General features: G+C 73.4%; 9 protein-coding genes. 3 read left to right on the top strand and 6 right to left on the bottom strand.

The window, feature by feature from the left end; genetic code table 11:
• The first annotated feature begins 69 nt into the window (after nucleotides 1-69).
• Complete coding sequence (locus AB0J53_RS13300; RefSeq protein ID WP_364171706.1) at nucleotides 70-1161, top strand: FAD-dependent monooxygenase; 1092 nt, start codon at nucleotides 70-72, stop codon at nucleotides 1159-1161.
• A 5-nt stretch (nucleotides 1162-1166) separates the two neighbouring features.
• Here AB0J53_RS13300 and AB0J53_RS13295 read toward each other — a convergent pair whose 3' ends face one another.
• The 5 genes from AB0J53_RS13295 to AB0J53_RS13275 all read right to left on the bottom strand — a co-directional run bounded on the left by AB0J53_RS13295 (nucleotide 1167) and on the right by AB0J53_RS13275 (nucleotide 8148).
• Nucleotides 1167-1637, bottom strand: a complete 471-nt coding sequence (locus AB0J53_RS13295) for a hypothetical protein (RefSeq protein ID WP_364171704.1) — start codon at nucleotides 1635-1637, stop codon at nucleotides 1167-1169.
• Between the two features lie 72 nt (nucleotides 1638-1709).
• Entirely contained in the window at nucleotides 1710-3947 is a 2238-nt protein-coding gene (locus AB0J53_RS13290) for a heavy metal translocating P-type ATPase (protein WP_364171702.1), read from the bottom strand.
• Nucleotides 3948-3970: 23 nt separating this feature from the next.
• The gene (locus tag AB0J53_RS13285) at nucleotides 3971-4924 is read right to left on the bottom strand and encodes a hypothetical protein (RefSeq protein WP_364171700.1); all 954 of its coding nucleotides are present in this window, start codon (nucleotides 4922-4924) and stop codon (nucleotides 3971-3973) included.
• 91 nt (nucleotides 4925-5015) lie between these two features.
• Complete coding sequence (locus tag AB0J53_RS13280) at nucleotides 5016-6404, bottom strand: MFS transporter (RefSeq protein ID WP_219517930.1); 1389 nt, start codon at nucleotides 6402-6404, stop codon at nucleotides 5016-5018.
• Nucleotides 6405-6546: 142 nt separating this feature from the next.
• On the bottom strand, nucleotides 6547-8148 hold the full coding sequence (locus AB0J53_RS13275) for an ABC-F family ATP-binding cassette domain-containing protein (protein ID WP_364171698.1): 1602 nt from the start codon (nucleotides 8146-8148) through the stop codon (nucleotides 6547-6549).
• A 254-nt stretch (nucleotides 8149-8402) separates the two neighbouring features.
• Between AB0J53_RS13275 and AB0J53_RS13270 the strand changes: the two genes are divergently transcribed.
• Nucleotides 8403-9059, top strand: a complete 657-nt coding sequence (locus tag AB0J53_RS13270; RefSeq protein WP_364171696.1) for a TetR/AcrR family transcriptional regulator — start codon at nucleotides 8403-8405, stop codon at nucleotides 9057-9059.
• A 31-nt stretch (nucleotides 9060-9090) separates the two neighbouring features.
• The gene (locus AB0J53_RS13265; RefSeq protein WP_364171694.1) at nucleotides 9091-10611 is read left to right on the top strand and encodes a serine/threonine-protein kinase; all 1521 of its coding nucleotides are present in this window, start codon (nucleotides 9091-9093) and stop codon (nucleotides 10609-10611) included.
• A gap of 143 nt (nucleotides 10612-10754) precedes the next feature.
• Here AB0J53_RS13265 and AB0J53_RS13260 read toward each other — a convergent pair whose 3' ends face one another.
• Nucleotides 10755-12164 carry a DHA2 family efflux MFS transporter permease subunit gene (locus AB0J53_RS13260; RefSeq protein WP_364171692.1) on the bottom strand — a complete coding sequence of 470 codons (1410 nt, stop codon included), beginning with the start codon at nucleotides 12162-12164 and terminating at the stop codon, nucleotides 10755-10757.
• Nucleotides 12165-12179 lie beyond the last annotated feature (15 nt).

Here is a 12179-nt window from a genome sequence, read left to right as displayed (position 1 = left end):
TTACCAGATCCCCCTTTCCAACCACTGTATTTACGCTGTACGTTCAGTCGTACACGAGAGGGGTTCACCATGAAGAAGGCACTCATCTCCGGCGCGGGGACCGCCGGATCCGCGCTGGCGTACTGGCTGGGCCGCCAGGGCTTCGCCGTCACCGTCGTCGAACGGTCACCCGCCCTGCGCACCGGCGGGCACGCGGTCGACGTACGCGGCGCGGCGCTCGAGGTCGTCGACCGGATGGGCCTGCTGGAGCGGGTGCGGGACGCCAGGACCGCCTACCGGGGCATGTCCGTGCTCGACGGCGACGGCAACGAGGTCTTCCGCACCACCGAGACCACCTACAGCGGCGGCCGGCTCGACAACGACGACGTGGAGCTGTTCCGCGACGACCTGGCGGGCATCCTGCACGAGCACGCCCCGGCCGACTACCGGTTCGGCGACTCGATCACCGCGCTGCGCGAGCACGAGCACGGCGTGCGCGTCACGTTCGCCCACGCCGAGCCGGCCGACTACGACGTGGTGATCGGCGCGGACGGGCTGCACTCGGCCGTGCGCCGGCTGGCCTTCGGCCCCGAGGAGCGCTTCGTCCACCCCATCGGCCAATATGTCGGCATCTGCACGATGGACAACTTCCTCGGCCTGCGCGACTGGCAGACCTGGCTGAAGGACGGCGACGCCGGCTACGGCCTCTTCACCACCCGCGACAACAGCCGCATCAAGGTCTACCTGGGCTTCAACGCCGGGCCGATCGCCTACGACCACCGCGACGTCGAGCAGCACAAGCGCATCACCGCCGAGCACTGCGGCGGCCTGCGCTGGGAGACGCCCAAGCTGCTGGAGGGCATGTGGGCCGACCCGGACTTCTACTTCGACGCCATGGCCCAGGTCCGCATGGACCGCTGGTCGGCCGGGCGGGTGACGCTGCTGGGCGACGCCGCCTGCTGCCCCTCCCCGATGTCCGGCCAGGGCACCAGCCTGGCGCTGGTGGGCGCGTACGTGCTGGCCGAGGAGCTGGGCAGGGCCGGTCACGAGACCGCGTTCGCCCGCTACGAGGCCCGCATGCGGCCCTTCGCCGAGGTCAACCAGGCCCTCGCGCTGGAGAACCCGGGCGGCCCCGCCGCCGAGGAGTCCGTCGACCGGGCCAAGAACGCCATCACCCTGTGACGCCATCACTCCCTGACGTGCACGTACGAGGTCCTCGTCCGGAACGTGGCGAACCCGGCGCGCTCGTAGACGGAGACCGCGCCGGTGCCGTTGTCGGCGTCGACGCCGAGCCCGGCCGTGGCGTAGCCCTGGGCCCGGAACGCGGTGAGCGCGTGGGAGACGAGCGCGCCGGTCGGCGCGCGCCGGTGGTGGGTGAGCAGGCAGCCCACGGCGTGCCCGCCGGCCACGGCCAGGAACGAGCCTGCGGGACGGAAGACCCCGGTGCCGGTGATGAGGCGGTTCCAGCTCTCGGCGGTGTGCGGCGTGCAGCCCCAGTGGTCGCGGAAGGCGGCGTTGTCGTCGGGGACGTGCAGCTGCAGGTGGAGCGGCTTGCCGGGATGCTTGCGGGCGTGCAGCTCCGGCGCGATGGCGAGCACCCGGTCGATGATCCGCCTGCCGTGGCCGCGCCTGCGATGGGCGGGGTGAGCGGTCCCCATGTCACGCCCATGATCCCAGGCTGTTGCGCCGCCGCCGGAGGTCGTCCGGCGGCGGCGCGTCACACCCCGAGATCACTTGAAGCTGCGCAGGCGCAGGCTGTTGCTGACCACGAAGACGCTGGAGAACGCCATCGCGGCCCCGGCGATCATCGGGTTGAGCAGGCCGAGCGCGGCCAGCGGCAGGGCGGCCACGTTGTAGGCGAAGGCCCAGAACAGGTTGCCCTTGATCGTGGACAGCGTCCGGCGCGACAGCCGGATGGCGTCGGCCGCCACCCGCAGGTCGCCGCGGACCAGGGTCAGGTCGGACGCCTCGATCGCGGCGTCGGTGCCGGTGCCCATCGCCAGGCCGAGATCGGCCTGGGCCAGCGCGGCGGCGTCGTTGACCCCGTCGCCGACCATCGCCACGACCTTGCCCTCGCCCTGGAGCCGCTTGACCACGTCCACCTTGTCGGCGGGCAGCACCTCGGCGATCACCTCGTCGATGCCCACCTCGGCGGCGACGGTCCGGGCGACCGCCTGGTTGTCGCCGGTCAGCAGCACCGGCGTCAGCCCGAGCGCGCGCAGCTGGGCGAGGGCCTCCTTGCTGGTCGGCTTGACCACGTCGGCCACCTCCAGGACCGCGCGGGCCTCGCCGTCCCAGCCGACCGCGACGGCCGTGCGCCCGGCCTCCTGCGCCTCGCGCAGAGCCTGCTCCAGCGCGGGCGTCAGGTGCTGCGACCACTCCTGGAGCAGCCTCGGCCGGCCGACGAGCACCGCGTGCCCGTCGACGACGCCCTGGACGCCGAGCCCTTCGACGTTGGTGAAGCCGTCGACCTCGGGCAGCTCGCCCACCTTGGCCTGGGCGGCGTTGGCGATGGCGCGGGCGATCGGGTGCTCGGAGGCGTGCTCCAGCGCCCCGGCCAGCCGCAGCACCTCGTCCTCGTCCTGGCCGTCGGCCACGTGGACGCCGGTGAGGGTCATCCGGCCCTCGGTGACGGTGCCGGTCTTGTCCAGCACCACGGTGTCGATGCGCCGGGTGGACTCCAGCACCTCCGGGCCCTTGATCAGGATGCCGAGCTGGGCGCCCCTGCCGGTGCCGACCAGCAGCGCGGTGGGGGTGGCCAGGCCGAGCGCGCACGGGCAGGCGATGATCAGCACCGCGACCGCCGCGGTGAACGCCGCCCCGACGCCGTCTCCCGTGCCGAGCCAGAAGCCCAGCGTGCCGACCGCCAGCGCGATCACGATGGGCACGAACACGCCGGAGATCCGGTCGGCCAGCCGCTGCACCTGCGCCTTGCCGGTCTGCGCGTCCTCGACGAGCTTGGCCATCTGGGCGAGCTGGGTGTCGGCGCCGACCCGGGTGGCCCGGACGATCAGCCGGCCGCCCGCGTTGACGGTCGCCCCGGTCACCGGGTCGCCCGGCCGCACCTCGACCGGCACGGACTCGCCGGTCAGCATGGAGGCGTCGACCGCCGAGCTGCCGTCCTCGATCACGCCGTCGGTGGCGATCTTCTCGCCGGGCCTGACCACGAACCGGTCGCCGACCTTGAGCTGCGCGGTCGGGATGCGGCGGCCGTCGGCCAGCTCCACGTCCTTGGCGCCCAGCTCCAGCAGCGCGCGCAGCGCCGCGCCGGCCCGCCGCTTGGACCGCGACTCGAAGTAGCGGCCCGCCAGGATGAACGCGGTCACGCCCGCGGCGGCCTCAAGATAGATGTTGCCCGAGCCGTCGCTGCGCGCGATGGTGAACTCGAACGGGTGCGTCATGCCCGGCACGCCCGCGGTGCCGAAGAACAGCGCCCACAGCGACCAGCCCAGCGCCGCGATGGTGCCGATCGAGATCAGCGTGTCCATCGTGGCGGCGCCGTGCCTCAGGTTGGTCCACGCCGCCTTGTGGAACGGCCAGCCCGCGTACACCACCACAGGAGCGGCCAGCACCAGCGACAACCACTGCCAATAGGTGAACTGCAACGCCGGCACCATTGCCATCGCGATCACCGGGACCGACAGCACCACGGAGGTGATCAGCCGCTGCCGCAGCGTGCGCAGCTCGTCGTCCCGCGGCTCGGCCGCGCCCTCGCCGGCAGCCTCGTCCTGCTCGGACGGGGGCAGCGCGGCCGAGTAGCCGGCCTTCTCCACCTCGGCGATCAGCAACTGCGTGTCCACGCCCTCGGGAAAGGTGACCTTCGCCTTCTCCGTCGCGTAGTTGACCGTCGCGGTCACGCCGTCGAGCTTGTTGAGCTTGCGCTCGATCCGGTTCGCGCACGACGCGCACGTCATGCCGCCGATCGAGAGTTCGACCGCGCTCTGCCGGTCATCGGTGCGAGACGTCATCGCCCTGCCTCCAGTTCTCTCGTTCAGTGACTGTGCTCGCCGTGCCCGGTGGGCTCGACGTCGGGGGTGGGAGCACCCGTCGCCGGGCCGGTGCGCAGCGTGAAGTCGGCCGTACGGACCTTGCCCTCGTGCTGGAAGTCGAGGAAGAGCCGGTAGCCGCCGGCGCTGGGCGCCTCGGCGTAGAAGACGATCTCGGGTCCGGGCTTGGTCTTGCCGTCGCCCGGCTCACCGTCGGGGTGCACGTGCAGGTAGGCCAGGTCGCCTGCGCGCAGCGCCACCAGATGACCATATGCGCCCAGGTAGGGTTCCAGGTCCGTCACGGGCTTGCCGTCCTTGCTGACGGTCAGCGTGAGCTTGCCGGTGCTGCCGGGGGCCAGGTCGCCGTCGAGCTTGACCTCGTAGCCGTCGACGGTCGAGGTGCGCGTCTCCTCGGGGAGCGCCTTGGGCTCGTGGTCGCCCGCGACGAGCAGGTCGGCGCCCAGGGTGAGCGCCTCGCCGCCGGTCGGGGCGAAGTCGGCGAACGCGCGGTAGGCGCCGGCGGACTCAAGGGTGAGCGGCACCGACCAGACTCCGTCGGCGGCCATCTCCGGGTGCACGTGCTGGAAGGTGTCGAGGTCGCGGGAGACGACGATGAAGTGCATCTTCTTGTCGTGCTGGACCTGGTAGTCGGTGACCGGCTCGCCGCCCGCGTCGGTCACGGTGAACCGGAAGTCGGCCTTCTTGCCTGCCTTGAGCGTGGTCAGCGGATTGAGCGTGTAGCCCTTCTCGGACACTTGGAGCCCCCCGGGGGTATCGTTCTTCGTCTGCTCGGCCTGGTGGCCGCCGCCGTGGCTTTCCGTGGGCTTCGTCGCGGCGGCGTGGTGCTCGGCGGGCGGCTCGCCGACCACCGGGCCCGTCATGTTGCCCACGCCCAGGGCGCCGCCGAACACGACGGCCAGCCCCAGGACGTAGGCGCCCAGCTTGGTGGCCGCGTTCACTTGCGGCCCGCCCTCTCACACCCGGTCCTGCTCATCTCGATCTCCTCTTCGGCCCGTTCCACGTCCGCTTCCCTCTCAACACTATACCCCCCTATGGTATTTCCGAGGCAACCTCCTGCCTGGCCGGGCGGCGCATCGAGACCACGGTGAGCACCGCGCCCGCGAGGGCGACGACGCCCGCGCCGATGAACGCGGCCTGGAAGCCGCCCGTCAGGTCGGCGCTCCCCTGCGAGGTCGCGATGGCCGTCATGACGGCCAGGCCGACGGCGGAGCCGACGTTGTAGGTGGTGTTGACGATGCCCGAGGCCAGCCCGCTCTCCTCCGGCCGCACGCCCGACATCGCGGACATCATGGCCGGGATGTAGGCCAGCGACATGCCGACGGCCGCGATCAGGCTGGCGGGCAGCACGTCGGTGGCGAAGGCCCCGTCCGCGCGGACCAGGCTCAGCCCGAGCACCCCGGCGCCGAGGACGGCCAGGCCGAGCACGATGAGCGGCTTGGCGCCGTAGCGGCCGAGCAGCCGGGCGGTGATGCCGATCATGAAGATCATGACCGCGACCGTCATCGGCAGCAGCGCCGCGCCGCTGGCGAACGCGCCGTAGCCGAGAACCTGCTGCAGGTAGAGGTTGAGGAAGTACCACATCGGGATCCAGGCGGCGCCGAGCAGCGCCATCGCCAGGTTCGAGGCGGCCAGGCCCGGCGTCTTCCACACGCTCAGCGGCATGAGCGGCTGCCTCACCGAGCGCTGCACCAGCAGGAACAGCCCGAGCAGCACCGCCGCGCCCGCGCCCTGGACCAGGGTGGCGGTCAGGCTCTGCTCCGGAGCCCGGACGATCGTGTAGACGGCCAGGGCGATGCCGCCCGTGACGGAGACCGCGCCGAGCACGTCGACCGATCCGCGCCTGCCCTGCGTCGCCGGCAGCAGCCCGGGGACGGCGGCCAGCGTGAGCAGGCCGATCGGGATGTACACGATGAACACCCACGGCCAGCTCAGGTATTCGGTGATCACGCCGCCGAGGAACACCCCGGCGGTGCCGCCGGCCGGCGCGGCGGCGCCGTACAGCGCCATGGCCTTGCCCAGCTCGCGCGGGTTGTGCCCGAACAGCATCATGAGCAGGGTCATCGCGGCCGGCGCGATGAGCGCCCCGCCGACGCCCTGGACGGCGCGGCCGAGGATCTCCACCCACGCGCTGCCGGCGAAGGCGGCGACCACCGATCCGGCGGTCAGCACGACCCATCCGGCGGCGAACACCTTGCGGGCGCCCAGCAGGTCCGACAGGCGGCCGCCGAGAAGCAGCAGGCCGCCGAAGGCGATCACGTAGGCGTTGAACACCCACTGCAGGTCGCCCTGGGAGAAGCCGAGGTCACGCTGCATGTCGGGCAGCGCGACCCCGATGATCGACGTGTCCATGATGACCATGAACTGCGCGGCGGCGAGCACGACGAGCGCCCACCACCTGCGCGGGTTGACGGCATTCATAACCGCTCTCCTGACACTCTGGATACCCCTGTGGGGTATCTGCGCGAGGGAACGTAACATACCCCCTAGGGGTTTGCCAAGTGGCCCGCGGAACGCCGGAGGGGCGCCCGCCTCGTGGCGAGCGCCCCTCCGGGCGGTGCGGTCAGAGCTGGAGCCTGGGCCAGCCCGCCGTGTCACGGAGCAGCTGCCGGTCGTGCGTGGCCATCACCACGGCCGCGCCCGTGGCCGCCAGGGCCTCGGTCAGCTCCTCCACCAGCGTCATCGACAGGTGGTTGGTCGGCTCGTCCAGCAGCAGGACGTGCGGCCGGGCGGCCAGCAGCACGGCCAGGTCCAGCCGCCGCCGCTGGCCGAGAGACAGCTCGCTCACCGGCTGGTGCGTGGCGGCGGGCGGCAGCAGGCCGAGCTGCGACAGCCCGACCCGCTCCCCCGACGCCGCGGCGGCCGTCTCGTACACCTCGAAGGCGCGGCGGCGGGACGGCGGCGGCGGCTCCTGGGCGAGCATGCCGATCCGGACGCCGCGCTTGTGCTGCACGCCGCCCGTCGCCGGGCCGAGCGCGCCCGCGAGCACGGCGAGCAGGGTGGACTTGCCGCAGCCGTTGGGCCCGGTGACCAGCAGCCGGTCACCGGCGCGCAGCAGCACCGAGCACGGCTCGTCGAGCCTGCCCGGCACCGTCACGTCGTCGGCCCGCAGCAGCGTCGCGCCCGCCGGGCCTCCGAGGACCGGCGGATGGAAGCGCAGCGGCGGCTGCGGCACGTCCAGGACGTGCGCCTCCAGGTCCTCCTGCCGCCGGTGCACGGCCCGCACCAGGGCGGGCGCCCGGGTGGCGCGGGTGTGCTTGCCCGTGCCCTTCTCCGGGCGCCACCCGGTGGACAGCCGGTTCTGGGCCGCGGACAGGTCCTGGGCGAGCTTCCTGCGCTCCTCCTGCTGGTCGCGGTACTCGCTCTCCCAGCGCTCCCGCTCGGCGCGGCTGCCCTCGCGGTAGCCGGCGTAGCCGCCGCCGTAGACGCGGGGGCGGCCGTCGCGGGTCGGGTCGAGGTCGAGCACGGCCGTGGCGACGTCGGCCAGCAGCGCCCGGTCGTGGCTGACGAGCACCACGCCGCCCGGGTGCTCGCGCAGCCGCGCCGTCAGGTGCTCCAGCCCCGCCGCGTCGAGGTGGTTCGTCGGCTCGTCCAGCAGCAGCAGGTCGTAGCGGGAGCCGAGCAGGCACGCCAGCCGGATCCGGTAGCGCTGCCCCACGGACAGGCCGGCGAGCGGCCGGTCGCGGTCGGCGACCGCGTCCAGGGCGGCGAGCGAGACGTCGACGCGGCGGTCGGCGTCCCAGGCGTCGATGGACTCGGCTGCGGCGAGCGCCGCCGCGTACTCCTCGTCGGCGCCGGGGCGCTGCTCGGCGAGCGCCGCCGTCGCCGTCTCGAACGCGTGCAGCACGGCCCGCACCTGGGCCAGCTCCAGATCGATCAGGTCGCCGACGGTGCGGTCGCCGTCGACGGGCATCTCCTGGTCGGCGACGCCGATCGTGCCGGCGCGGTGCACGGTGCCGCTGTCGGGCGCCAGGGTCCCGGCGAGCACCTGCAGCAGGGTGGTCTTCCCGCGCCCGTTCTCGCCGACCACCCCCAGCCGGTCTCCGGCGGAGACGGTCAGATCGACCCCGGCGAGTACGGGACGGCCGCCACGGGCCAGATGCAGATCGACGGCGTTGAGGTGGGCCCGCGCACGGGTGGACGACACAGTGGTGTCGGTGGACATACTTCCTCCGGAGAACCGGATCGCGGGCACGCCGAAGAGGCCGGGTGGCGATCCGGGAAAAGGTGAGATGACGGCGGAAGGCTCAGCCGCACCCGCACGGCGGGGGCTGAGGCCGTCACTCTCAGAGGAAGTACAGATACTGCATGTCTCCAAGGTAACAACCGGGACGGCGACCTCGCAAAGGCATTTCCCGGGCTTGCGGCCCTGTGATCGTTCTTCTAAGTTAGGCCCCGTAACCAGGGGGGAAGGCGGCGATGCGGACCGGCGGGCGGACGGCCATGTTCACGCTGGACGACGTGGTCGAAGCCGGCATGCGCATCGGCCTGGTCGAGCTGACCATGCAGAAGGTCGCCGACGCGCTCGGCGTCACGACCGCGGCCGTCTACCGGCACGTGCCCAGCCGTTCCGCCCTGGAGAGCCTGGTCGGCGAGGCCATCCTGGCCAAGCTGGAGCTGGTCGACGACCCCGCCGAGCCGGCCGCCGCCCACCTGGTCAGCTTCGCCTCACAGCTGCGCCGCTTCACGCTCGGACACCCGGGCACCGCCCTCTACTTCCAGCGGCTGTTCCCGCGCGGCGCCTCCGGCGTCCGGCTGCTGGAGCACCAGATCGCCGCCCTGGGCAGGCGCGGCTACGACCCGTCCGCCGCCACCGTGCTCAGCTCGGCGATCGCCACCATCACGCTCGGCGTCACCGTGGGCGAGCAGGAGCGGGCGGCACTTCTCGAATCCCCGGCCGCCGACGAGGCGATGGCCGCGATCGCCGGGTCCGACCTGCTGCGGCAGGCCGCGGCAGGCATCCCCGCACACACCCCGGAGGACTACTTCGTGCTGATGATCACCGCGACCGCCGAGGGACTGGTCGCCCAGCTCCCGCCCGGCCGGCCGATCACCGTCCCGGGGACCGCGCCCTGAGCGCCGGTCGGCGCGGCTGCGAGGAGGCTCGGTGCCCGAGCCGCTGAACCTCCTCCCCGACGACCCGCGCGCGGTCGGGCCCTACCAGCTCGAAGGACGGCTCGGGGCGGGTGGCCAGGGCGCCGTGTACGCGGCCCGCGGTCCTGAGGGCGAACGGGTCGCCGTCAAGCTGCTGCACCCGTACCTGATCGCCGACGAAGAGGCGCGCGTGCGCTTCCTGCGCGAGGTGGAGACCGCCAAGCGGGTCGCGCCGTTCTGCACCGCCCAGATGCTCGACTCCGGGTTCGCCGGGAGCAGGCCGTACATCGTCAGCGAGTTCGTGGACGGGCCGTCGCTGCAGGAGTCCGTCCGGGCTAGCGGGCCGCGCGGCGCGGCGGCGCTGCAACGGCTGGCGATCAACACGGCGACCGCGCTGGCCGCCATCCACGCGGCCGGGGTCGTGCACCGCGACTTCAAGCCGGGCAACGTGCTGCTCGGCCCCGACGGTCCCGTGGTGATCGACTTCGGGATCGCCAAGGCGCTGGACCTGAGCCAGTCAGTCGTCACCAGCCAGCCGATCGGCAGCCCCGCCTACATGGCGCCCGAGCAGATCGCCGGCCGCGAGGTGGGGCCGCCCGCCGACCTGTTCACCTGGGCCGCGACCATGCACTACGCGGCCACGGGCAGCCGGGCGTTCGGCGGCGACACCATCCCCGCCACCCTGCACGCGGTCCTCAACTCCGAGCCCGACCTCGACGGGCTGGAGGTGCGCTTCGCCCGGCTGCTGCGCGAGTGCCTGTCCAAGGACCCCGCCAAGCGGCCCACCGCCGCCCAGGTGGTCGAACGGCTCCGCGCGCTGCCCCCGCCCGCCTGGCAGCACGCCCCGGCCCCGGCCTCGGCGAAGAACGGCAGGAAGCCGGCGCGGCGGCGCGCGGTCGTCGCCGCCTCGGTCGCGGGCGCGCTGGGCGTGGCGGCCGGAGTCGGCTTCTACGCGCTGGCGCCCGCCACCGCCCAGCAGCAGGCGGCGGCCCCGACGGCCTCGGTCACCGGCACCCCCACCGGCAGCCCGCCGCCGCCCACGACGCCGCCCACGACGCACCTGCCGTCGATCACCGCGATGCAGGGCGACGTCTCCGACCTCGCCAAGAGCTCCGCGGCCACCCCCACCAAGGCGCCCCGCAGGGCCTCCACGGCCCCGCCCGCGGACCCCGACCCTGACCCGCCCAGCAGCCGCAAGCCCACCACCGCTCCGAAGACGGCCAGGCCGACCCCGAAGGTCACCCACCAGTCGACGACCCCCAAGACCCCGGCGGACCAGGAGACCACCCGCCCACCGGCGCCCGCCCCCTCCACCGGCCAGGTCAGCTGGAACGACGCCACGGCCTACTGCAAGGAGCAGGGCTACAAGGGGATCTCGTACATGGCCGGGTGGCAGGGCATGAAGTGCCAGGGCAGCGACCACGAGATCTCGCCGACGACGCTGTGCGCGTGGAAGTACCCCGCCTACGCCAACGCCGTCGGTGAGCAACCGTCCAACCCGTACACCCCGATGGCCACCTGCCGCCTGTCATGACCCCGCCCCCACCGGGGGGACCCGCTCAGGGGCGAAACCCCGTCAGGGGCGGGGCCACCGAGGGGGCAGAGCCCGCTCAGGGGCAGAAGCCCGCCGGGGGCGGGCCCCCACGGAGGGCGAGGCCATCGAGGGGGGCGGGGGCGTCAGGACGGGCGGCGGTCGTTGCGGGCCGCCAGGGCCATGCCCGCGGCGGCGGTGAGGACGCCGATCAGGGCGTAGCCGAACGCGGTCCGGTAGCCGGCGACCAGCGCCTCCGGGCCGCCCGGCGCGTCCGCCGTGACGGAGGCGGCGGCGCCGACCAGGACGGCCAGGCCGAACGCGCCGCCGAGCTGGTCCACCGACCGCTGCACACCGGAGGCGACCCCGGCGTCCGCCTCGGTGACCCCGTGCAGGGCGGCGTTCTGCAGCGCGATCAGCCCGATCGCCATCCCGGCCGCGACGGCGACCATGCCGGGCACCACGTCGATCCACAGCCGGCCGTCGACCGGCAGCCGGGCCAGCCAGCCCACCCCGGCCGCCGTGCACAGCAGCCCGGCGATCGCGGTGTGCTTCATGCCGAGCACCCGGATGAGCCCGGCCACCCGCGTGACGGCCAGCAGCAGCGCGGCGCAGAACGGCAGGAACGCCAGCCCGGACTGCAGCGGGCTCAGCCCGAGCACGTTCTGCAGGTAGAGGGTGGCCAGGAAGAACGTGGTCGACAGCGCGGCGCTGAGCAGCACGGTCGCCGCGTTCGCGACGGCCCTGGTGCGGTCGGTGAAGAAGCCGAGCGGCACCAGCGGCTCCCGGGTCCTGGCCTCCACCAGGACGAACAGGCCCAGCGCGAGCGCCCCGGCGCCGAGCGGGACCAGGACCCCGGGGTCGGTCCACGGGTGATGGGCGGCCCGCAGGATGCCGTACACCAGGGCGACGGGACCGAACGTGAGGAGCGCGGCCCCCGGCAGGTCCAGCCGCCCGCCCGCGCGGGGGCCGTCGCGGCGCACCAGGAGCGGCGTCACCAGCACCACCACGAGCGCGAGCGGCACGTTCACGAAGAAGATCCACCGCCAGTGCAGCAGCTCGGTGAGCACCCCGGAGAGCAGGACGCCGACCGCGAGCCCGCTGCCGGAGATCGCGCCCCACACGCCGAGCGCCTTGGCGCGCTCGGCGGGTTCGGTGAACAGCAGCGCGATCAGTGACATCGCGGCGGGTGAGGCCAGCGCCTCGCCCACGCCCTGCCCGAATCGGGCGAGGACGAGCGTCTCCAGGGTGGGGGCGAGCCCGGCGGCCAGCGACGCCACCCCGAAGACCGCGGCGCCGGCCAGGAACAGCCGGCGGCGGCCGAGCAGGTCGGCGATCCGCCCGCCGAACAGCAGCAGCCCGCCGCCGACCAGCGCGTATCCGTTGACGACCCAGGCGAGGGCAGCGGCGTCGGCGCCGAACTCCCCGCCGATGGACGGCAGCGCCACGTTGACCACGGTGACGTCGACGGCGATGAGGAACTGCAGGAGAGAGAGCAGGGAAAGGACGAGCCAGGACCGGCCGAGGGCGCGGTCAGGCTCCTGAACGAAAGCCATGTCGAAGGGAACTCC

The organism is Nonomuraea sp. NPDC049725, from assembly GCF_040674795.1.
Classification (GTDB): domain Bacteria; phylum Actinomycetota; class Actinomycetes; order Streptosporangiales; family Streptosporangiaceae; genus Nonomuraea; species Nonomuraea ceibae.
Note: the sequence above shows the minus strand (reverse complement) of the source record. Positions and strands in the feature narration are given on the sequence as shown.

Bases quoted from the DNA above. Each gene is read 5' to 3' on its own strand.
- AB0J53_RS13300 (WP_364171706.1), top strand. From the start codon at position 70: ATGAAGAAGGCACTCATCTCCGGCGCGGGGACCGCCGGATCCGCGCTG.
- AB0J53_RS13295 (WP_364171704.1), bottom strand. From the start codon at position 1,637: ATGGGGACCGCTCACCCCGCCCATCGCAGGCGCGGCCACGGCAGGCGG.
- AB0J53_RS13290 (WP_364171702.1), bottom strand. From the start codon at position 3,947: ATGACGTCTCGCACCGATGACCGGCAGAGCGCGGTCGAACTCTCGATC.
- AB0J53_RS13280 (WP_219517930.1), bottom strand. From the start codon at position 6,404: ATGAATGCCGTCAACCCGCGCAGGTGGTGGGCGCTCGTCGTGCTCGCC.
- AB0J53_RS13275 (WP_364171698.1), bottom strand. From the start codon at position 8,148: ATGTCCACCGACACCACTGTGTCGTCCACCCGTGCGCGGGCCCACCTC.
- AB0J53_RS13270 (WP_364171696.1), top strand. From the start codon at position 8,403: ATGCGGACCGGCGGGCGGACGGCCATGTTCACGCTGGACGACGTGGTC.
- AB0J53_RS13260 (WP_364171692.1), bottom strand. From the start codon at position 12,164: ATGGCTTTCGTTCAGGAGCCTGACCGCGCCCTCGGCCGGTCCTGGCTC.